Origin of the sequence: Microlunatus spumicola (genome assembly GCF_039536445.1) — a bacterium.
GTDB lineage: Bacteria > Actinomycetota > Actinomycetes > Propionibacteriales > Propionibacteriaceae > Microlunatus > Microlunatus spumicola.
The window spans coordinates 827,700-848,466 of sequence record NZ_BAAAYR010000004.1 but is presented as its reverse complement, the minus strand read 5'-3'; the positions used below and the strand labels follow the sequence as shown (position 1 = coordinate 848,466).

Sequence of the window (20,767 nt, the reverse complement as noted above, 5' to 3'; positions counted from 1 at the left end):
CGACACCCCGGACCTCGCGCAAGAGGTCGACGAGAACCCGCCCGACGAGCGCGGGCCGATCGACGAGCCGCGCATCGCGGCGGCCGTGCGCGAGATCCTCTTAGCCATCGGCGAGGACCCCGACCGCGACGGTCTCGTCCGGACCCCCGAGCGGGTCGCGCGGGCGTACACCGAGATGTTCGCGGGGCTGCGCCAGGACCCGGCCGACGTGCTCGCCACGACCTTCGACCTCGGCCACGACGAGCTCGTCCTGGTCAAGGACATCGAGGTCTGGAGCAGCTGCGAGCACCACCTCGTCCCCTTCACGGGCGTGGCGCACATCGGCTACATCCCCAGCAAGGACGGCCGCATCACCGGCCTGTCCAAGCTCGCCCGCCTCGTCGACGTCTACGCCAAGCGCCCGCAGGTCCAGGAGCGCATGACGACCCAGATCGCCGACGCCCTCGAGCGCTACCTCTCGCCGAGAGGCGTCATCGTCGTCATCGAGTGCGAGCACCTCTGCATGACCATGCGCGGCGTCCGCAAGCCCGGCTCCAGGACCATCACCAGCGCCGTCCGCGGCGCCCTGCGGACCAGCGCCACCACGAGAGCAGAAGCGATGAACCTCATCCGCTCCTGACTGCCCGCAACCCCTTCCGGGCTCGAGCGCGGCCCCTCACCCGAAGAAGCCGCTGGCGTACAACACCGAACAGGACCGCGGACTTGTCGAGAGTCAGCGTTCCCTGGACAGGGGAGGGGGCGGGGAACAAGCAGAAGGGCGAAGGCGAGGGGCAGCGAGCCGCACGTGAAGGGTCGTCCTCCAGGGGCGGCGCTGAGCGTGGATGGGTCTGGCGGGAGCCCGGGCGCGGCCAGCCCGAGCACGCGGTCGTACGCGACGGCGCCCGGGCGGATGGTTGCGAAGCGCCGCGCCTGGAGGACGACCCGGCGCAAAGCCCCGCTACTACAGCCGAGGGGCGGGCACGGCAACCGCAAGCAAAGGGGCTACGTGACCGACGAAGCCTTCGCCGTCCAGGTGTTGCAGTCGGAGGCGTCGCCGGAGTCGAGGCCGCGCTCGAGCCATGCCCACTGCGCCTTGGACGAACCATGGTCCGGCTTGCGGTCCTCGGGCGGGTCCTCGTCGCCGGTGTAGCTGTGCCACGACTTCAGCTCGCGGCGGTCCTTCCCGCTGACCCCGAGGTCCTTCGTCGTCGCGTGCAGGAACACGCCCTCGAAGCACTGCGCCTGCAGCTCGAGGCGCCGGCTGAGGGCGTAGCGCTCCTTCTTGGACGCCTTGTCGTACGCGTCGGCGTACGCGCGGAGAATCCCGGTGGTCGCCTGCACGTGGTGCCCGAACTCGTGGGCGACGAGGCCGACGTAGCCGAGCCGCGCGAACGTGTAGGCCTCGCGGCCGTCGTCGACGGTGTCGGGCCAGTAGATCGTGCGCGTGGTCGAGCAGTAGTAGGCCGGCGACCCGCTCTGCCCGAAGCTGCCGCAGGGGCTCTCGACCCGGCGGTGGTAGGTCTTCACCGTGGGCTCGGCGAGCGTGAAGCCCTGGGCGGCCAGCGGCCCCTTGAACACCTTGGTCAGGCAGCCGACGACGTCGGTGAGGTAGGGCTGGAGCTTCTTGTTCGCCAGCGGCGGCTTGGGCGAGCGGACCTTGAGCCCGCAGTCCACGGCCGCGCGGTCGAGGTCGATCCCGTAGACGCTGTTGGTGCGCAGGCTGCGGTCCGGGCCGGGCGGCGTGCTCGGCGGCGCGGACGCGGTGGGCAGTGGAGCCTGCGGGGCGGCGGTGGGCGAGGTCGAGGCCGGCGTCACGGTCGGACCGGCGGTCGGGCTCGCGGTCGGGCTGGGGGCGACGGGGGAGGCGCTCCCGGGCGCCGGGGCCGGCCGGCTGCTGGCCGAGGGCGTCGCGGGGGGCGCGGCGGTCGTCGTGGTGCCCGGCCCGCGCGTGGCGAGGACCACCACCGTCGCCACGATCCCGGTCAGCACGAGCGCCGACACGACGCCGATCGCGAAGAGCCACCCGCGGCCGCGACCCGGTGCGGGCCCCGGACCCGTGCCGCGTCCAGGGGTCGCCCAGTAGTCGTCGGGCGCCGGCATCGGACGAGCATAGACAGAGAAGCGCCTCCGACCAGGACCCTTAGGGTGTCCGGATGCACCTCCCGGTCGTGGCCGGCCTCCCGGCACCGGGTCGCACCCTCGTGATGGGCGTCGTGAACGTCACGCCCGACTCCTTCTCCGACGGCGGGACGTGGTTCGCGCCCGAGGCGGCCCTGGAGCACGGGCTCGCGCTGGTGGCCGAGGGCGCCGACGTCGTCGACGTGGGCGGGGAGTCGACGCGGCCCGGGGCCGAGCGGCCCAGCCTCGACGAGGAGCTCCGCCGGGTGCTGCCGACGGTCGAGGGCCTGGTGGCGGCCGGGGCCTCCGTGAGCGTCGACACGATGCGCGCCGAGGTGGCCGAGGCCGCCGTCGGAGCGGGCGCCTGCCTCGTGAACGACGTCTCCGGCGGCCGCGCCGACCCGCGCATGCTCGACGTGGTCGCGGGGCTCGGGGTCGCGTACGTCTGCATGCACTGGCGCGGCCACGCCCGCGCGATGCAGGGGCGGGCGACGTACGACGACGTGGTCACCGACGTCGTCCGCGAGCTGGGGGAGCAGGTGAACCTTGCCCGAACAGCCGGTGTCCGCGAGGACCGCCTGGTCGTGGACGCGGGCTTCGGCTTCGCCAAGACCGGGGCCCACAACTGGCAGCTGCTGGACCGCTTCGCCGAGCTGGACGCCCTGGGGCTCCCGCAGCTGGTCGGGGTGTCGCGGAAGTCCTTCCTGGGCAGCCTCCTGAGCGGTCCGGACGGCTCGCCGCGCCCGCCCGCCGGACGCGACGGCGCCACCGTCGCGCTCACCACCGTGCTCGCCCTGCAGGGGGTCTGGGGCGTCCGCGTGCACGCCGTCCGGGCCAACCGGGACGCGGTCGAGGTCGTCGCCCGGCTGTCGGGCGAGCGCGTGGCCCGCGTCGGGGCGTCGGATAAGGTCGCCCCACCTGGGGAGGTGGGATGACGAGCGCTGCACGCGAGGTGGGCCACGACCGCGTGGTCCTGACCGGCCTGCGCGCGTTCGGCCGGCACGGCGTCTTCGCCCACGAGCGCGAGGACGGCCAGCACTTCGTCGTCGACGTCGCGCTCTCGCTCGACCTCAGCCCCGCCTCGACGTCCGACGACCTCAGCCGGACCGTCGACTACGGGGTCCTCGCGGAGGCCGTCGTGGCCGACGTGCAGGGCGAGCCGCTCAACCTGATCGAGGCCCTCGCCGAGCGCGTCGCGCAGACCTGCCTGCGCGAGCCGGCGGTCGACCGGGTCGAGGTCACGGTGCACAAGCCCGAGGCACCCATCGGGGTCACGTTCGCCGACGTGGCCGTCACGCTCACGAGGAGCCGGTCATGACCAGCCCCAACCCGCACGCCATCGACACGGACACGCTGAGCGGGATGAAGCCGCTCCGCAAGGTCGTCTACTCGCTCGGGTCCAACCTGGGCGACCGGCTGGGCAACCTGCAGGGCGCCGTGGACGCGCTCCGCGACACCCCGGACGTGATCGTCGTGGACGTGTCCCCGGTCTACGAGACGAGCCCGGTCGGCGGTCCCGAGGAGAGCCCGGACTTCCTCAACCTCGTCGTCGTCGCCGAGACGACCCTCGAGCCCCGCACGCTGCTCGAGCGGGCGCAGGCGATCGAGGACGCGTACGGCCGCGAGCGCACGAGCCGCTGGGCCCCGCGCACCCTCGACGTCGACCTGATCATGGTCGGCAGCACCGTCGTCGACCACGACGACCTGCGGCTGCCGCACCCCCTCGCGCACGAGCGCGGCTTCGTGCTGATCCCGTGGCTCGCGATCGACCCGCGCGGCGAGGTCCCCGGCCAGGGCCCGCTGGACGTCCTCGCGGCCGCGGCGGACCGTTCCGGGATCACCCGCCGCGACGACCTGGTCATCGACTGACCCCCATCGACGACGACCACAGGATGAGCGAGGCCCCCAGCGGGAACCGGGTCACCAGCACGCCGCCGCGGGCGCTGGTCGTCGCGGCGCTGTTCGGCGGGCTGGCCGGCTGGCTGCTGGCCGTCACCACCTCGGCGCTGGACGTCGTCCCGCCCTCGATCCCGTGGTCGGCCCCCGTCGGCCTGTTCGTCGTGGGCGCCCTGGTGGGGGCGCTCGCCCGGTCCACCCACCAGCAGATCCAGGTCCGGCGCGAGCGGATGGAGCCGCAGCGCGCGGTCGCCTTCCTCGTGCTCGGCAAGGCCTCGGCCCTCGGCGGGGCGCTGGTCGCCGGCGGCTACCTCGGCTACGCGCTGTCCTTCGTGGGGGCGTTCGAGGCTGACGGACCGCGTGAGCGCGTCATCCGCTCCCTCGTGGCCATGGTCGGCGGGCTCGTGCTCGGCGCGGCCGGCCTGCTGCTCGAACGTGCCTGCCGCGTCCCCCACGACGAGGACGAGGAACGCGAGCGGCGCGGTCTCGACGACGACTGACGGCGGCTCGCGCGTGGCTCCCAGGAGCCCGGCCCGGTCCGTCCTAGGGTCTGCGCATGAGCTCTCGACCGGCCCCCTCCCCGCGTCCGGGCCAGGCCTCCCGGCGTGAGCCGGTCGCCCGGTCGCACCGCACCACCCAGACCGTCCTGGTCGTCGGCAGCGTGCTCGCGCTCGCCGCGGCGCTCGGTCCCGTCTGGCTCGTCCGCGCCGGCGTCGTCATCGCCGTGGCCACCTGCATCGTCACGTGCGGCCTCGCCTGGCGCGAGCTCGCCGACGCCCGCCGGCGCCACGCGCACCGGCTGCTGGTCGTCGACCGCAAGCACGGCGACGCGCTCCGCGGCGAGCGCACCCGCAACGCCGAGGTCGTCGACGCGCTCTCCGAGCGGCTCAGCAGCACCGGCATGGTCGTCGCCGGCCAGCGCAACGTCATCACCCAGCTGCGCGGCGAGGTCGGGGTCCTCATGACCGAGCGCGACGGCCTGCGCGAGCAGATCACCGAGCGTGACGGGCTCATCAGCCTCTTCCGCACCAGCCTGCGCGAGCAGGAGGTCGCCCTCCTCGCCGTCCGCGCCCAGCAGGCCGAGCTCGCCGCCCAGATCAGCGCGCAGGCCGACGCCGAGGTGCACGCCCTCCCGCGCCGCAGCACCCGCCGCGTCGAGGAGCACCACGTGACCGACGCCGCGCTCGATCCTCAGATGGCCGAGCTGGCCATGGTCCTGCCGAACTACGAGGCCACGCGCCGCTACGCGGTCTGATCTGCGCTGCCCGCTCACGCGCGGGCGGCCCCGATCTATTTGTCGATGTCACCGACGACGTAGCCGATCGAGGCCAGGGTCGTCTCCAGGGCGCTGACGTGGACGCCGCGGAGCAGGGGCTCGAGCGCGGAGACGTGGTTGAAGGACGGCGTCCGGAGCTTGAGGCGCCACGGCGTCTTGTCCCCACGGGACACCAGGAACACCCCGGACACCCCGAGCGGGGCCTCGGTGGCGACGTACGCCTCGCCCTCGGGCAGCCGCACGACCTTGCCGAGCCGGACGGCCACCTCGCCGGACAGCTCCCGCAGCCGGTCGGCGCAGGCCACGACCAGGTCCGCGGAGACCCGCAGCTCGTGGACGAGGGTCGTGAGGCGGGCGGCGGCGTCGCCCGCCGTGGCCGGGGTCGGGCGCAGGAGGTCCGCGAGCTCCCGGTACGCGAGGTAGGGCCGGTGCAGCCGGAGGTCGGCCTCGAGCCCGCCGGCCCGGGCGGCCGGTCCGGTGACCCCGTGCCCGGCGACCACCGCGGGCGTCAGGACCGCCGTGCCGACGGTCGCGTCCCGCAGGGCGGGTTCCGCGAGCCAGGCGTCGAGCCGGTCGGCCACCTTCCGGACGTCGGTGAGCAGGGCGCGCTCGGCGTCCAGCCACGCGTCGTCGGCGTCGGCCGCCAGCCCGCCGACGCGGTTGAGCATGGGGTGCACGCGGTTGCCGCTGAGCCGCTGCAGCTGGCCGCGGAGCGCCTCGCGGACGGCGGAGGTCGGGGAGGCGGCGCCGAGCCGGTGCGGCACCCACCCCAGGAACCCCAGGTGGCTGAGCAGGCGGGTGTGCTCCGCGAGCAGGGTGCGCAGCCAGACCGCCCGGGGCGGGACCTCCAGCCCGAGCAGCCGCTCGCAGGTCAGGGCCACCGTCAGCTCGGCGGCGAAGGGCGCCTGCCAGTCGTGCCGGTCGGCCAGCACGAGCACCTGGCGGTAGTCGCGCACCTCGAAGAGCTTTTCGACCCCGCGGTGCAGGGCGCCGACGACCACGGTCGCCTCGGTGACGACGTCGTCCTCCACCCACAGCCGCAGCTCGACCAGGCCGGTGCCGCTGGGGTGCTCGGGCCCGAGGTCGAGCAGCACGGTGCCGTCGGGCGGCGGTTCCGTCGCCGCGGTGGGCAGCACGCCGGGGCCGAGCGCGCCGACGAGGACGCGCAGCGGGGTGGGCACGGACCGAAGGCTAGTGCGGCCTACGGGGCGGTGAGCGGTGCAGACCGTCGCTCAGGAGGCCCGCGCACCCTGCAGGAGCCACCACAGGTCGCCCCACCGCCCGGGCGCGGTCAGGGCGGCCTGCTCGCTGCGCCGGACCAGCGCACCGAGCGGGTCGGCGGGGGCGGGTTCCGGGTGCCGTCCGAGCACCGCGGACTGCCGCTCCAGCAGCAGCGTCTCCGCCCCGGCGTCCTCGCCCGCGCGGACCAGGGCGTCCACGGCGACGGCGGCGGTGAGGTTCACGCTCCCGTCCGGCACGGGTGCGCGCTGCCGCCCCCGTCCGTACGCCAGCAGGCTCCCCTCCACCGGTCGCTGCGTCGCCAGGTGCCCGTAGTCCACGGCCAGCGCCCGGCCGCCGCGCGCCACGGCCCAGCGGACGAGGACGGCCCAGGCGGCGTCGCGGGCCCGCCCGACCTCGGCCCGCACGACCTCGGGCGACCCGCTCTCCCACCAGTCCGCGAGCCACGCCCGGTCCTCGGCGCCGACGGCGGCGCCGGGGCGTTCGTGACCCCGGCCGTCGACCTCCACCTCGTGCCACGTGCCCGCCCGGCGGCCGACGACCGGGACCGGCAGGTCGTCCAGCCACTCGTGCGCCACGAGGAACGGGGTCCCGGCGGAGGACCAGGCGTCCGGGCCGCCGTTCGTCCAGCGCTCCCGCTCGACGTCGAAGTGGTCGCGGAACCAGCCCACCCGCGGGTCGAGCCCCTCGGGGCGCACGCGGCGGTCGACGCCGACCAGGGCGACGCCGGGGAGGAGGTCGGCGAGGTGCGCCAGCAGCCGGGCGTCCCCGGCCCCCACGTCCACGACCACGCCGACCGAGGCGGGCACCAGGGCGGCCACGGCCTGCGCCACCAGCGGCCCGGCCCGGACCGCCGTGCTGAAGTGCCCGCCCGGCTGCTGCGTGGACCAGAAGCCGGTGGGGGAGTAGGCCGCGTCCAGCCATGCGGAGCGCCACGGGCGCCACGTCCGCGGCCCCGGTCGTGGCGGGTCGCCGGGTCGGCGATGGGAGACCATGGGTCCATGCTGCCGACGACGGCCGGGCTCGACGACGAGCGCGCCGAACGCACCGTCCCGCCACCCGCCGTCGAGGAGCACCCGCTCCCGCGCCTGGCCGGCACGCCGCTGCCCGGCCGGCTGGCCGCCGAGGCGCCGGGCTGGACCCGCGAGGTCGACGTCGTCGTCGTCGGGTCGGGCGTCGCCGGCCTCACCGCGGCGCTCGAGTGCCGGGAGCGGATGGGCCCGGACAGCCTCGTCATGGTCGTCACCAAGGACGTCGTCGCCGCGGGTTCGACGCGGTGGGCGCAGGGCGGCATCGCCTCGGTCCAGGCCGAGGGCGACACGGTCGCCGAGCACGTCACCGACACGCTGGTCGCGGGCGCCGGCCTGTGCGAGCCGGCGGCGGTCGAGGTGCTCGTCAGCGAGGGGCCGGCCGAGGTCGCGACGCTCGTGGAGCGCGGCACGCAGTTCGACCTGGACGCCTCCGGGCAGCTGGCCCTGACCCGCGAGGGCGGGCACCACCGCAACCGCATCGCGCACGCCGGCGGTGACGCCACCGGTGCCGAGATCGAGCGGGCGCTCGTCGCGTCGGTGAGGACGGACCCGGGCATCGAGATCGTCGAGCAGGCGCTCGTCCTCGACCTGCTGCCCGGCCGGACCGAGGACGGCGCGCCCGCCGTCGCCGGGATCACGCTGCACGTGCTCGGCGAGGGCACCCGGCAGGGCGTCGGGGCCGTCCGCGCCCGCGCGGTGGTGCTGGCCACCGGCGGCATCGGCCAGATCTACGCGGTCACGACCAACCCGCCCGTGTCCACCGGCGACGGGGTCGCGGCCGCGCTCCGGGCGGGCGCCCGGCTGCGCGACGTCGAGTTCATCCAGTTCCACCCGACGGTGCTGTTCCTCGGGACCGGCGCCCGCGGGCAGCTGCCGCTGGTCAGCGAGGCCGTCCGCGGCGAGGGCGGCCTGCTGGTGAACTCCGCCGGCGAGCGCTTCATGGTCGGGCAGCACGAGCTGGCCGAGCTGGCCCCCCGCGACGTCGTCGCGAAGGCGATCATGAAGGAGATGGCCCGGGAGGGCACGGACCACGTCTACGTCGACGGCCGCATGCTCGGCGAGGAGACCTGGCGGGTCCGGTTCCCGACGATCCTGCACAGCTGCCGCGTGGCCGGCATCGACCCGGTCACCGACCTCATCCCCGTCGCCCCGGCCGCGCACTACTTCTGCGGCGGCGTCGAGACCGACCTCGACGGGGCCACGAACCTGCCCGGCCTGTACGCCTGCGGCGAGGTGGCGTCCTCCGGCGTGCACGGCGCCAACCGGCTGGCCTCGAACTCCCTGCTCGAGGGCCTCGTCTTCGCCGTCCGCATCGCCGAGGCCCTCGCGCGCGACCTGCCGCCGCTGCGCGAGCCGCTCGAGGACGCCCGGGAGGCGTGGCTGCTCGACCCGGCGGTCGTGCCGGCCCTGCAGCGCACGATGAGCCGCGACTGCGGCGGCCTGCGCAACGCGACGGGCCTGGAACGCGCCGCCGGCGGGCTCGACCGCCTCGGCGGCCGGCGCACGACCGAGGCGGGGCTGGCGGCCTGGGAGGCGACGAACCTGTTCTGCGTGGCCGCCGCCGTCCTCTCGTCGGCCCGTCAGCGCGAGGAGTCGCGCGGCGCGCACTGGCGCGACGACTTCGGTGAGCGACGCGAGTCCTGGCAGCGCCACCTGGTGGTGCAGGCCGACGGCGACCAGCTCGTCCACCGGCTGACCCCGGTGGGCACGGAGACGGCAGCGGAGACGGCAGCGGAGGAGAGCGCACGATGAGCACGCGGGTCACCAGCCTGGCGGAGGCCGAGGCGTACGTGGCGTCGGTCGGCCTCGACGTCGCCGCGCTCGCGGTGGTCGTGGCCGAGGCGCTCGGCGAGGACCTGGGCGGGCGCGGCGTCCTCGCGCCCGGCACGGGCCAGGGGGTCGACGTCACGTCGGTCGCCACCATCCCCGCCGACGCCGTCGCGCACGGGGAGTTCGTCGCCCGTCGGCCCGGCGTCGTCGCGGGGCTGCCGGTGGCCGCGTACGTGGTCGCGGTCGTGCTGGGCAGCGTCGTCGAGCCGGTGGGGGAGTTCGCGGTCGAGGTGCTCGCCGAGGAGGGCGACCGCGTCGAGACGGGCGACGTCCTCCTCCGTGTGCAGGGCGGCACACGCGGCCTCCTGACCGCCGAGCGCGTCGCGCTGAACCTGCTGACGCTCACCTCGGGCGTCGCGACGGCGACCCGCGCGTGGGTCGACGCCCTGGCGGGCTCCGGCACCCGGGTCCGCGACACCCGCAAGACCACGCCCGGGCTGCGGATGCTCGAGAAGTACGCCGTGCGCGTGGGCGGCGGCGTGAACCACCGGATGTCGCTGGCCGACGCCGCGCTCGTGAAGGACAACCACGTCGTCGCCGCCGGCGGGGTCGTGCCGGCGTACGAGCGGGTGCGCGCGATGTTCCCCGACCTGTGGGTGCAGGTCGAGGTGACGAGCGCGGAGCAGGCCCGCGACGTCGTCGCCGCGGGCGCCACGGACCTCCTCCTCGACAACATGAGCCTGGCCCAGATGAGCGAGGTCGTGACCGAGCTGAAAGGCCGCGCGGAATTCGAGGCCAGCGGCGGGCTGACTTTGGCTTCGGCGGCTTCTGTCGCCGCCACGGGCGTCGACTTCATCGCTGTGGGAGCAATCACGCATTCAGCGCCCATTCTTGATATCGCCATGGACCTGGTCTGACAAAAATTACCCTTGTGCTGCGCTATCGTTCTCCGGTCAGGTAAATGAACGAAGAAAGGCTAAGAACAATGGCGCAGCGCGTGCAGGTCATCCTCGAAGACGATTTAGACGGCTCCCAGGCCGACGAGACCGTCCTTTTCGGTCTCGACGGTGCTGAGTACGAGGTGGACCTGTCCACGGAGAACGCCCAGGGCCTGCGCGACGCGCTCGCGCCGTGGGTCGGGGTGGCGCGCCGGACCGGTGGCCGCCGCAAGCGGGCGACCGCGGGCGCAGCGGCGCCGCGGCCCGCCGAGAACGGCAGCGGCTCGAACACCAGCGACATCCGCGCGTGGGCGCAGGAGAACGGCTACGAGGTCAGCAGCCGGGGCCGCGTGTCGGCCGAGGTGCGCGACGCGTACGAGAAGGCGCACGGCTGAGCCGAGCCCTCGAGGTTTGCGCCCTGGGCGAACGGCTGGTCCGCCCGGGGTGCTGCTCCCGCCAGGCTGCCCGACGCGGCGAGACGCCCGCTTTTCCGCCTGCCCCGCGGGAATCGGTCGCCCTCGTCACGACGTTGTGATGAGCACGGAACGTCCGAGAGCCCCCAGACGCTGGGTGCGCGTGGTTCGCTGGATCCACGACCCTCTGGGTGGTCTGCCCTCCCGACTAGCATGAGCAGCGCTGGAGTGCAGCCGCCGACGGGCGTCCGCACCGTAGAGCGAGGAGCACCGTAAGCATGTTCGAGAGGTTCACCGACCGGGCGCGTCGCGTCGTCGTGCTGGCGCAAGAAGAAGCCCGCATGCTCAACCACAACTACATCGGGACCGAGCACATCCTGCTCGGCCTCATCCACGAGGGCGAGGGTGTCGCCGCAAAGGCGCTGGAGTCCCTCGGCATTTCCCTCGAGGCCGTCCGCCAGAAGGTCGAAGAGATCATCGGGCACGGCCAGCAGAGCCCCAGCGGACACATTCCGTTCACCCCCCGGGCCAAGAAGGTCCTGGAGCTGAGCCTCCGCGAGGCGCTGCAGATCAACCACAGCTACATCGGCACCGAGCACATTCTTCTCGGCCTCATCCGCGAGGGCGAGGGCGTCGCCGCCCAGGTTCTCGTGAAGCTCGGCGCGGACCTCAACCGGGTGCGCAACCAGGTGCTGCAGCTGCTCTCGGGTTTCCAGGGCAAGGAGGCCGCGACCTCCGGTGCTCCCGAGCAGGGCTCGACGCCGTCGTCCTCGATGGTGCTCGACCAGTTCGGCCGCAACCTGACCCAGGCCGCGCGCGAGAACAAGCTGGACCCGGTCATCGGTCGCGAGACCGAGATCGAGCGCGTGATGACGGTGCTGAGCAGACGCACCAAGAACAACCCCGTGCTGATCGGCGAGCCCGGCGTCGGCAAGACCGCCGTCGTCGAGGGCCTGTCGCAGGCGATCGTGCGCGGCGACGTGCCCGAGACGCTCCGCGACAAGCAGATCTACACCCTCGACCTCGGCGCGCTCGTGGCCGGCAGCCGCTACCGCGGTGACTTCGAGGAGCGCCTCAAGAAGGTGCTCAAGGAGATCAAGACCCGCGGCGACGTGGTGCTGTTCATCGACGAGATCCACACCCTCGTGGGTGCGGGTGCCGCCGAGGGCGCCATCGACGCCGCCAGCATCCTCAAGCCGATGCTGGCCCGCGGCGAGCTGCAGACCATCGGCGCCACGACGCTCGACGAGTACCGCAAGTACGTCGAGAAGGACGCCGCGCTGGAGCGCCGCTTCCAGCCGATCCAGGTCGCGGAGCCGTCGATCGCCCACACGATCGACATCCTGCGCGGGCTGCGTGACCGCTACGAGGCGCACCACCGGATCACCATCACCGACCAGGCCCTCGTGGCCGCGGCGCAGATGGCCGACCGGTACATCTCCGACCGGTTCCTCCCGGACAAGGCGATCGACCTGATCGACGAGGCCGGCGCCCGGCTCCGGATCCGCCGCATGACCGCTCCGCCGGACCTGCGCGAGTTCGACGAGAAGGTCGCCAGCGTCCGCCTCGAGAAGGAGGCGGCGATCGACGCGCAGGACTTCGAGCGCGCCGCGGGTCTCCGCGACGACGAGAAGAAGCTGCTGTCGGCGCGCGCCGAGCGTGAGGCGCAGTGGAAGTCCGGCGACCTCGACGTGGTGGCGGAGGTGGACGAGGAGATCATCGCCGAGGTGCTCTCCACCGCCACCGGCATCCCGGTCTTCAAGCTGACCGAGGAGGAGTCGGCCCGCCTCATCCACATGGAGGACGAGCTCGGCAAGCGCTACATCGGCCAGCACGACGCCGTCCGGGCGCTCTCGCGCTCGATCCGGCGTACGCGGGCGGGTCTGAAGGACCCCAAGCGGCCGAGCGGCTCGTTCATCTTCGCCGGCCCCTCGGGCGTCGGGAAGACCGAGCTGACCAAGGCGCTGACCGAGTTCCTGTTCGGCGACGAGGACGCGCTCATCCAGCTCGACATGAGCGAGTACTCCGAGAAGCACACCGCCTCGCGGCTGTTCGGCTCGCCCCCCGGCTACGTCGGGTACGAGGAGGGCGGCCAGCTCACCGAGAAGGTGCGGCGCAAGCCGTTCAGCGTGGTCCTCTTCGACGAGGTCGAGAAGGCGCACCCGGACATCTTCAACTCGCTGCTGCAGATCCTGGACGAAGGTCGCCTGACCGACGCGCAGGGCCGGGTGGTCGACTTCAAGAACACGGTCATCGTCATGACGACCAACCTGGGCACCCGTGACATCGCCAAGAGCGTGTCGCTGGGGTTCAGCGCCTCGACGAACGCCGAGGGGTCGTACGAGAAGATGAAGGCGAAGGTCGCGGACGAGCTCAAGCAGCACTTCCGCCCGGAGTTCCTGAACCGCGTCGACGAGATCGTGGTGTTCCGCCAGCTCACGCAGGAGGACATCATCCGGATCGTCGACCTGATGGTCGCGCAGATCGAGATCCGTCTGAAGGACCGGGACATGGGCATCGAGCTCACGACCGCCGCCAAGCGGCTCGTCGGCGAGCGCGGCTACGACCCGGTGCTCGGTGCGCGTCCGCTGCGCCGTGCGCTGCAGCGCGACATCGAGGACCACCTCGCGGAGAAGATCCTGTTCGGCGAGCTCAACCCGGGCGAGATCGTCGTCGTCGACGTCGCCGAGCCCGGTGCGGAGAACCCGTTCACCTTCGTCGGGCACAAGCGGGACGTCGCTCCCGACGTGCCCCCGGTGGAGTTCGACGGGATCATCGAGGACGGGTTCGAGGGCTTCGAGGAGCCCGGCGAGGCCGCCAAGGGCTGATCACCGCCCGCTAGACCAGCCGAGGCCCGGCACCGTTCGTACGGTGCCGGGCCTCGCTGCGTCTGCTGCCGGAAGTGGTCACTCCGGAGGTCGTACGGGCCGCCCGCCGCAGCGGGACCGACCACTTTTGTCAGAGGACGCGACGCCCTCCTCGCTCAGTGCCCGAACTCGTCCGAGTCGGTGAGGTCGGCGTCGCCCCGGTCGAGGGCGCTGACGGCGTCCATCTCGTCGGGGGTCAGCTCGAAGTCGAAGACGCCGATGTTCTCGGCCAGGTGGGCGGGGCTGGTCGACTTGGGGATGGCGATCAGGCCCATCTGGACGTGCCAGCGCAGGATCACCTGCGTCGGCGTCTTGTTCAGGCGCTCGGCGATGCCGCTGAGGCTCGGGTCCTCCCGCAGCTCCGTGCTGCTCGCGCCGATCGGGCTCCACGACTCGGTGGCGATCCCGTACATGTCGTCGATCTCGCGGACGTCGGGACGGGTGGAGTAGGGGCTCAGCTGCACCTGGTTCACGTCGGGGATGATCCCGGTCTCGTCGACCACCCGCTGAAGGTGCGCAGGCTTGAAGTTCGAGACGCCGATGGCGTGCACCAGGCCCTCCTCGCGGAGCGCCTCCAGCCCGCGGACCGCGTCGACGTAGCGGTCCTGGTCCGGGTTGGGCCAGTGCACGAGGAACAGGTCGAGGTAGTCGGTCCCGAGCCGCTCGAGGCTGCCCTCCAGCGCCCGGCGGACGCCGTCGACGCCGTGCCACTGCCGGTTGAACTTGCTCGTCAGGAAGATCGCCGAGCGGTCCACGCCGGAGACGCGCAGGCCCTCGCCGACGCCCTCCTCGTTCTCGTACGCCTCCGCGGTGTCGATCAGCCGGTAGCCGGCGGCCACCGCGGTCGCCACCTGGCGCACGACCTCCTCGCCGAGGACGGGCGCCGTGCCGAGGCCGAGCATCGGGATCTCGGCGCCGTGCAGGAGCTTGCGGGTCGGCGGCGTCGGCGCCGGCACCGTCGGCAGCGAGTCGGGGTGGGCGGCTTCGTCGGGAGTCAGGGACACGGCCTCAAACTACCGAGAGGACCCGGTGGGTCTCCGGTGCGTCAGCCCGGCAGCGACCAGCGCGGCTCGGACCCGTCCACCGGCTCGACCCGGACGACGAGGCCGTCGTCCACGAGCGAGGCGAGGGCCCGCTCGCGCTGCACGGCCTCGGGCCACGCCGCCGCCAGCTCGTCGGCGCCGACCGGTTCGACGCTGCCGCGCAGCACCGCGAGCAGGGCGCCGCGGCACTGGCGGTCGGTGCCCTCGTACGACTGGCCCCGCCGCGGGGGTCCGACGTGCGCGGGGTAGCCGGCGGTGCGCCACGCGCACAGGTCGCTCACCGGGCAGACGTCGCAGTGCGGGGCGCGCGCGGTGCAGACCAGCGCGCCCAGCTCCATCGACGCCACGGCCCACTTGGCGGCACGGGCGGGCTCGACCGGGGCGTACGCGTCCGCGGCCTCCGTCTCCGCGCGCGTGACCGCGGTTCCGGGGTGGGCCTGGCCGACGGTGACGCGCCCGAGCACCCGGCGGACGTTCGTGTCGAGGACGACGGCCCGCTGCCCGAAGGCGAAGCTCGCGATCGCCGCGGCGGTGTAGCTGCCGACCCCGGGCAGGCTGAGCAGGTCCGCCGAGGTCTCGGGCACCTCGCCGCCGAACCGTTCCGTGATGGCCACCGCCGCCCCGTGCAGGCGGAGCGCCCGGCGCGGGTAGCCGAGCCGGCCCCAGGCCCGGACGGCCTCGCCGGACGGCGACGCCGCGAGGTCGGCCGGGGTCGGCCAGCGCTCCAGCCACCTTGCCCAGGGCTCGCGGACGCGCTCGACGGGCGTCTGCTGCAGCATGAACTCGCTGACCATGACCGCCCAGGCCGACGTCCCGGGTCGTCGCCACGGCAGGTCGCGGGCGTTGGTGTCGTACCAGGCGACGACGCGGGTGATCAGCTCGTCCGGCACCGGGCGACGGTACCCGTTCGTGATGTTCCGCCGGGCGCGGCGAGCCTGACGGCGGCGGGCGGCCCCGCTGCTTAACCTCCCCGTTATGAGCAGCGTCCTCCACCCGGTCGGGCCGGAACCGCGGGAACGCTACTGGGTGCGGCGGCTCGCCGTGCTGGTCGCCGCGGTCGTCGCCATCGGGATCGTCATCGCCCTCGTCGGCAACGCCATGAGCGCCGGGTCGGCGGTCCAGGCCGAGCCGGCCCCGCCGACCGTGGTGGCGCCCACCCTGCCGCCGCCCGCCTCCGCGAGCCCCGTCACGGACCCGACGGCCAGCCCGACCCCGGGCACGACGCCGGGCGCGTCGGGCACGGCGGCCCCCAGTGCGTCGGCGACGCCGGGCGCGGCCACGACGACCCCGAGCGCCTCGGCGTCGCCGACGGACGGCAGCGTCGTCACCCCGGCCCCGGGTCAGAAGACCAAGACCGAGAAGGCGACGCCGCCGACCGACGCGGCGAAGCGCAAGGCCGCCGCGCAGGCGGCCGAGAAGAAGGCGGCCGCGCAGAAGAAGGCGAAGGCGAAGGTGCTCGCCACCTGCCCGACCGACGACCTGCGGCCGACGCTGACCGGGCCCAAGAAGGTCGGGGCGACGAAGTCGACGTCCTTCGCGGTCTCGCTGATCAACGGCTCGAAGACGTCGTGCTACCTCAAGGCGACCAGCGCGAACTTCACCCTGACCGTCGTGTCGGGCAAGGACAAGATCTGGTCGACCGACGACTGCCCGGCCGCCGTCCCCACGCAGAGCCGCAAGCTGGCTCCGGAGAAGTCGCTCGACTGGAAGGTCAAGTGGAACGGGGAGCGTTCGGGGTCCGGCTGCAAGGACCAGAAGGAGCGTCCGGAGCCCGGCTACTACTGGGCCATCGCCAACTTCGACGACACCAAAGAGGTGCGCTGGCGGGTCATCCTGACCTAGGCACTGCGCCTGGTCGGGTCCCGCTCAGTCGAGGCGGTCGCTGTAGGCGGCGTCCGCCAGGCGGAGCAGCCCGTCGCGGATGACGCGGGCCCGGCTCTCGCCGACGCCCTCCACCGCCTGCAGCTCGGCGATGCTGGCTCCGAAGAGCGCCTGCAGGTTGCCGAAGTGCTCGATGAGCCGGACGCCGAGGGCGGCGGGGAGCCGGCTGATCTGCGCCACCTGACGGAACCCGCGGCTGACCACGCGGGCGTCGAGGTTGACCACCGGTCCGAACCCGAGGGTGCGGGCGACCACGGCCGGCTCGACGAGCTGCGGCGTGCTGAGCCGGCGCAGGTTGGCCAGCGAGAAGTCGGCCTCGTCGTGCGGGCGGTAGTCCCGCTCGAGCAGCTCGGGCAGCCGGGCGAAGTCGACCGCCAGCTCCGAGAGCTGGAGGGTCAGCAGCCGGCCGTCGGTGCCGAGCTCCAGCACGTAGCTCTCGATCTCGTCCTCGAGCCGCCCCACCATCTCGAGGCGCTGGGCGACGAGCGCGACGTCGCGGACGGTGACGGCGTCCTGCACCTCGAGCGACGACAGCCGCGCGATGACCTGGGTGAGCCGGCCGCGGTAGCGCTCGAGGGTCTGCAGCGCCTGCTCGGCACGGGAGAGGATCTGGCCGGACTGCTCCAGCAGGTGGCGCTGGTCGCCCATGAACAACGAGATGGTCGCCATCGACGCGGACACCGTCACCACGGGCAGCCCCGACTGACGGGCAACCCGCTCGGCCGTACGGTGCCGGGTGCCGGTCTCGGAGGTCTCGATGGCCCGGTCGGGCATCAGGTGCACGCCGGCCCGGACGATGCGTTCGCGGTCCTCGCTGATCACGATGGCGCCGTCCATCTTGGCCAGCTCCCGCAGCGCGGTCGGCGTGAACGGGACGTCCAGCGCGAACCCGCCCGTGGACACCTCTTCGATCACGTCGGTGTCGCCGAGCACGACCAGGGCACCCGTACGCCCGCGCAGGATGCGTTCCAGCCCGTCGCGCATCGGGGTGCCGGGCGCGAGCGCCCGGAGCTCGTCGAGCAGCGTGAACCGCTCGTCGCCCTCGTCGTCGTCCGCCTCCACGGCCTGTGCCCCCGGCTCGTCTCGTCGGCCCGCCCGCTCAGGCCGCCGTCATCTTAGGTCAGTCTCAGCCGCAGAGCGTCACCCAGCGGCTCGGCGCCCTCAGCGTCCGTCGATCCCCGCGGCCGCGAGCGCGTGGGCGAGCGTGGGCACGGTGTGGACGCGCAGGCCCCCGCGCTCGGAAGTGGCGATCTTGCGCGCGTCCACCAGCCGGCGGCCGTTGGGCGGCGGCTCGGCGGGGACGACGGCGTCCGTGAACCCGAGCCGCGCGGCCTCCGCCAGCCGTCGTTCCGTTCCCGGCACGCGGCGCAGCTCGCCGGCGAGCCCGACCTCGCCGAGGGCGATGGTGCGGGCGCCGAGCGTGGCGTTGGTCGCCGCCGACGCGATGGCGATGGCGATCGCGAGGTCGGCCGACGGGTCGGAGACCTTGGCCCCGCCGACGGTGGAGGCGTAGACGTCCCGGCTGCCCACGGCGACGCGGCAGCGCCGCTCGAGCACGGCCAGCACCATCGAGACCCGGCCGTTGTCGAGGCCGTGGACCGTACGCCGCGGCGACGGCAGCGTGCTCGGCACGACCAGGGCCTGCAGCTCGGCGAGCAGGGGGCGCCGGCCCTCCATGGTCACCGTGATGCAGGTCCCCGGGACGGGCTCGGCGTGCACCGAGGTGAACAGCCCGCTGGGGTCGGTCACCTCGACGATGCCGGTGTCGGCCATCTCGAAGCAGCCCACCTCGTCGGCAGGCCCGAAGCGGTTCTTGGTCGCGCGCACCATCCGGAAGCCGGAGTGCCGGTCGCCCTCGAAGGCCAGCACGACGTCGACCAGGTGCTCGAGCAGCCGCGGTCCGGCGATGGCCCCGTCCTTGGTCACGTGGCCGACGATGATGACGGCCATGCCGCGGCGCTTCGCCACCCGGACCAGGGCGCCGGTCACCTCGCGGACCTGGGTGGGCCCGCCGGGGGAGCCCTCGGCCTCGGCCGTGCCGACGGTCTGCACCGAGTCGAGCACCATCAGCGAGGGCGCCACCTCCTCGATGTGACCGAGGATCGTGCCGAGGTCGGTCTCCGCCGCCAGGTAGAGCTCGTCGGCCAGGGCGTGCGTGCGGCCCGCGCGCAGCCGGACCTGGGCGGCCGACTCCTCGCCGGTGACGTAGAGCGTGCGACGGCCCGACTTGGCCCAGCGGGCCGCGACCTCGAGCAGCAGGGTCGACTTGCCGACCCCCGGCTCCCCGGCGAGCAGCACCACCGCGCCGGGGACGATGCCGTCGCCCAGCACGCGGTCGAGCTCACCGACGCCGGTCAGGGTGCGGGCCGCGAGGTCCGGGTCGACCTTGCCGATCGGCACGGCCTTCGCGGTCGGCGCCTGCGACCGGACGGTCGCCAGCTTGGGCGCGCCGGTCTCGCTGACGCTGCCCCAGGTCTGGCACTCGCCGCACCTGCCCTGCCACCGGACGGTCGTCCAGCCGCACTCGGTGCAGGTGAACCCGGGTCGCGTCGCTGCCTTTGCCACACCCGAGACGTTAGGCGGGGCCTCCGACAGTTCCCGCCAACCGCGCCGCGACCTCGACCACGCGGGCGTTGGCCTCGGGCTCGCCGACGGTGATCCGCACCCCGTCGCCCGGGTGGTCCGACACGTACGGCCGGACGACGAGCCCGGCCTCGCCGAACGTCGCGGCGACCTCGGCCGTGCGCCGCCCGGCGGGGATCCAGACGAAGTTGCCCTGCGCGTCGGGGACGTCCAGCCCGGCCCCGCGCAGCCCGGCCACCAGCGCGTCGCGCCGGGTCACCAGCTCGGCGACCCGGGCCAGCAGCTCGTCCTCCTGCTCCAGCGAGGCGAGCACGGCGGCCTGCGCGGGCAGCGAGACGCCGAAGGGCAGCGCCACCGACCGGACCGCCTGGGCGAGCCGGGGCTCGGCCACGCAGTAGCCGACCCGGAAGCCGGCCAGCCCGTACGCCTTGGAGAACGTCCGCAGCACCACCACGTTGTCGCGGCCCTGCGCCACCTCGAGCCCGCGCACGGCGGTCGGGTCCGTCACGAACTCGACGTACGCCTCGTCGACGACCACGAGGACGTCGTCGGGCACCGCGTCGACGAAGGCGACGACCTCGTCGTGGCGCAGCGCGGGGCCGGTCGGGTTGTTGGGGCTGCAGAGCAGCACCGCCCGTGTGCCCGGGCCGACCGCCGCGAGCATGGCGTCCAGGTCGTGCTCGGCGCCGGTGCCCAGGGGCACGCCGACCCACCGGGCGCCGGTCAGCAGCACGGCGATGGGGTACGCCTCGAAGCTGCGCCAGGCGTGCACGACCTCGTCGCCGGGCCCGCACACCGCCTGCAGCAGGTGGTAGAGCACGCCGACCGAACCGGTGCCGAAGGCGAGGCGCTCGGGCTCGACCCCGAGCCGGGCGGCCAGGGCGTCGGCCATCACCGCGTTGGCGATGTCGGGGTAGCGGTTCATCGAGGCGGACGCCCGCGCGACCGCGTCGAGCACGCCCGGCAGCGGCGGGAACGGGTTCTCGTTGCTCGACAGCTTGTAGGTGACGAGGTCGTCGCGGGCCGGGGCCGGCCGGCCGGCGACGTACGCGGGCAGGCCGGAGACGGCCGGCCGGAGCGGGACGGGCATCGGGGCGCTAGATGCGGACGACGCCGGAGGGCGTCGTGAACACCGCGGCGACGACCCCGGGCTGGCCGTGCGGGGCGACCCACTCGACGTCGAGGTCGTCGAGGACCAGGTTCATCTTGCCGCCGAGCCACTCGTCCACGCGCTCGTGGTCGCCGGCGATCTCGAGCGTGGTCAGCGCGATGTCGCCGCCGCCGGCCGACGGGTGCCGCTCGGGGTCGCTCAGCCACTGCACGAAGAAGGGGAGCTGGGGGTCGCTCTGCAGCCCCTTGACGCCCACCTGGCGCCAGCGCAGCTGCGAGCCGTCCGGGGTGAACCGGCTGCCCTCGACCGCCGTCCGGCCGAGGCGCTCCTCCACGGGGGCGAGGTCGTCGACCGCCACCACCCAGCCGAGCCAGCCGCCGCCGTCCGCGGAACGCGCCCGCACGGCCTGGCCGAAGGGCGCCTTGTCCGCCGCCGGGTGGTCGAGCACCTCGACGACCTCGAGGTAGCGACCCCCGGCGAGGGGCAGGATCCGGTTGCGGGTGCCGAAGCGGGGGTGGAAGCCGCCGTCGACGAAGCGGCCGCCCAGCTGGCCGCCGAGCCGCCGGGTCGTCTCGTCCAGCCCCTCGGGTCCCGCGGCGAAGGCCAGATGGTCCAGCTGCAT

20 protein-coding genes are annotated in these 20,767 nt (G+C 73.9%); 11 read left to right on the top strand and 9 right to left on the bottom strand.

Features of this window, described 5'->3' with window-relative positions; all coding sequences use genetic code 11:
• The first annotated feature begins 58 nt into the window (after nucleotides 1-58).
• On the top strand, nucleotides 59-619 hold the full coding sequence (folE, locus tag ABD665_RS16900; protein WP_425562184.1) for a GTP cyclohydrolase I FolE: 561 nt from the start codon (nucleotides 59-61) through the stop codon (nucleotides 617-619).
• Nucleotides 620-981: 362 nt separating this feature from the next.
• On the opposite strand, the gene ABD665_RS16895 is transcribed toward folE, so the two are convergent.
• Nucleotides 982-2,079, bottom strand: coding sequence for a neutral zinc metallopeptidase (locus ABD665_RS16895; RefSeq protein WP_204910099.1), 1,098 nt, complete (start codon nucleotides 2,077-2,079; stop codon nucleotides 982-984).
• 53 nt (nucleotides 2,080-2,132) lie between these two features.
• Between ABD665_RS16895 and folP the strand changes: the two genes are divergently transcribed.
• Genes folP through ABD665_RS16870 form a run of 5 tightly spaced genes read left to right on the top strand, consistent with a single transcriptional unit; the run spans nucleotide 2,133 to nucleotide 5,248 of the window.
• Nucleotides 2,133-3,032 (top strand): dihydropteroate synthase, encoded by a 900-nt coding sequence (gene folP, locus ABD665_RS16890; RefSeq protein ID WP_204910098.1) that lies wholly within the window; start codon nucleotides 2,133-2,135, stop codon nucleotides 3,030-3,032.
• Nucleotides 3,029-3,415, top strand: coding sequence for a dihydroneopterin aldolase (gene folB / locus ABD665_RS16885; RefSeq protein ID WP_204910097.1), 387 nt, complete (start codon nucleotides 3,029-3,031; stop codon nucleotides 3,413-3,415). The genes folP and folB overlap by 4 nt, the downstream gene beginning before the upstream one ends.
• Nucleotides 3,412-3,966 carry a 2-amino-4-hydroxy-6-hydroxymethyldihydropteridine diphosphokinase gene (gene folK, locus ABD665_RS16880; protein ID WP_204910096.1) on the top strand — a complete coding sequence of 185 codons (555 nt, stop codon included), beginning with the start codon at nucleotides 3,412-3,414 and terminating at the stop codon, nucleotides 3,964-3,966. The genes folB and folK overlap by 4 nt, the downstream gene beginning before the upstream one ends.
• 23 nt (nucleotides 3,967-3,989) lie before the next feature.
• Nucleotides 3,990-4,493: a DUF3180 family protein gene (locus tag ABD665_RS16875; RefSeq protein WP_204910095.1), complete on the top strand. Its 504-nt coding sequence runs from the start codon at nucleotides 3,990-3,992 to the stop codon at nucleotides 4,491-4,493.
• 56 nt (nucleotides 4,494-4,549) lie between these two features.
• The gene (locus ABD665_RS16870) at nucleotides 4,550-5,248 is read left to right on the top strand and encodes a hypothetical protein (RefSeq protein WP_204910094.1); all 699 of its coding nucleotides are present in this window, start codon (nucleotides 4,550-4,552) and stop codon (nucleotides 5,246-5,248) included.
• 35 nt (nucleotides 5,249-5,283) lie between these two features.
• Here ABD665_RS16870 and ABD665_RS16865 read toward each other — a convergent pair whose 3' ends face one another.
• A complete protein-coding gene (locus ABD665_RS16865) occupies nucleotides 5,284-6,450 on the bottom strand; it encodes an NADH-quinone oxidoreductase subunit D-related protein (protein ID WP_204910093.1) in 1,167 nt (388 codons plus the stop codon).
• 51 nt (nucleotides 6,451-6,501) lie between these two features.
• Nucleotides 6,502-7,503, bottom strand: coding sequence for an SAM-dependent methyltransferase (locus ABD665_RS16860; RefSeq protein WP_204910092.1), 1,002 nt, complete (start codon nucleotides 7,501-7,503; stop codon nucleotides 6,502-6,504).
• 6 nt (nucleotides 7,504-7,509) lie between these two features.
• Between ABD665_RS16860 and ABD665_RS16855 the strand changes: the two genes are divergently transcribed.
• The 4 genes from ABD665_RS16855 to ABD665_RS16840 all read left to right on the top strand — a co-directional run bounded on the left by ABD665_RS16855 (nucleotide 7,510) and on the right by ABD665_RS16840 (nucleotide 13,488).
• Nucleotides 7,510-9,291, top strand: coding sequence for an L-aspartate oxidase (locus tag ABD665_RS16855; RefSeq protein ID WP_204910091.1), 1,782 nt, complete (start codon nucleotides 7,510-7,512; stop codon nucleotides 9,289-9,291).
• Nucleotides 9,288-10,226, top strand: a complete 939-nt coding sequence (nadC, locus tag ABD665_RS16850) for a carboxylating nicotinate-nucleotide diphosphorylase (protein ID WP_204910090.1) — start codon at nucleotides 9,288-9,290, stop codon at nucleotides 10,224-10,226. The genes ABD665_RS16855 and nadC overlap by 4 nt, the downstream gene beginning before the upstream one ends.
• 68 nt (nucleotides 10,227-10,294) lie before the next feature.
• A complete protein-coding gene (locus ABD665_RS16845) occupies nucleotides 10,295-10,642 on the top strand; it encodes an Lsr2 dimerization domain-containing protein (RefSeq protein ID WP_204910089.1) in 348 nt (115 codons plus the stop codon).
• Nucleotides 10,643-10,938: 296 nt separating this feature from the next.
• Complete coding sequence (locus ABD665_RS16840) at nucleotides 10,939-13,488, top strand: AAA family ATPase (RefSeq protein WP_204910088.1); 2,550 nt, start codon at nucleotides 10,939-10,941, stop codon at nucleotides 13,486-13,488.
• A gap of 155 nt (nucleotides 13,489-13,643) precedes the next feature.
• On the opposite strand, the gene ABD665_RS16835 is transcribed toward ABD665_RS16840, so the two are convergent.
• Nucleotides 13,644-14,531 carry an aldo/keto reductase gene (locus ABD665_RS16835; protein WP_344742547.1) on the bottom strand — a complete coding sequence of 296 codons (888 nt, stop codon included), beginning with the start codon at nucleotides 14,529-14,531 and terminating at the stop codon, nucleotides 13,644-13,646.
• 41 nt (nucleotides 14,532-14,572) lie between these two features.
• Nucleotides 14,573-15,460 carry an A/G-specific adenine glycosylase gene (locus tag ABD665_RS16830; protein ID WP_344742546.1) on the bottom strand — a complete coding sequence of 296 codons (888 nt, stop codon included), beginning with the start codon at nucleotides 15,458-15,460 and terminating at the stop codon, nucleotides 14,573-14,575.
• A gap of 85 nt (nucleotides 15,461-15,545) precedes the next feature.
• Between ABD665_RS16830 and ABD665_RS16825 the strand changes: the two genes are divergently transcribed.
• The gene (locus ABD665_RS16825) at nucleotides 15,546-16,412 is read left to right on the top strand and encodes a hypothetical protein (RefSeq protein ID WP_204910087.1); all 867 of its coding nucleotides are present in this window, start codon (nucleotides 15,546-15,548) and stop codon (nucleotides 16,410-16,412) included.
• Between the two features lie 24 nt (nucleotides 16,413-16,436).
• On the opposite strand, the gene disA is transcribed toward ABD665_RS16825, so the two are convergent.
• The 4 genes from disA to ABD665_RS16805 form a co-directional block, all read right to left on the bottom strand.
• Entirely contained in the window at nucleotides 16,437-17,513 is a 1,077-nt protein-coding gene (disA, locus tag ABD665_RS16820; RefSeq protein WP_344742544.1) for a DNA integrity scanning diadenylate cyclase DisA, read from the bottom strand.
• 99 nt (nucleotides 17,514-17,612) lie between these two features.
• A complete protein-coding gene (radA, locus tag ABD665_RS16815; RefSeq protein WP_204910086.1) occupies nucleotides 17,613-19,016 on the bottom strand; it encodes a DNA repair protein RadA in 1,404 nt (467 codons plus the stop codon).
• A gap of 10 nt (nucleotides 19,017-19,026) precedes the next feature.
• Nucleotides 19,027-20,124, bottom strand: coding sequence for a histidinol-phosphate transaminase (gene hisC, locus ABD665_RS16810; protein WP_204910085.1), 1,098 nt, complete (start codon nucleotides 20,122-20,124; stop codon nucleotides 19,027-19,029).
• A 7-nt stretch (nucleotides 20,125-20,131) separates the two neighbouring features.
• The gene (locus tag ABD665_RS16805; protein ID WP_204913646.1) at nucleotides 20,132-20,767 is read right to left on the bottom strand and encodes a VOC family protein; all 636 of its coding nucleotides are present in this window, start codon (nucleotides 20,765-20,767) and stop codon (nucleotides 20,132-20,134) included.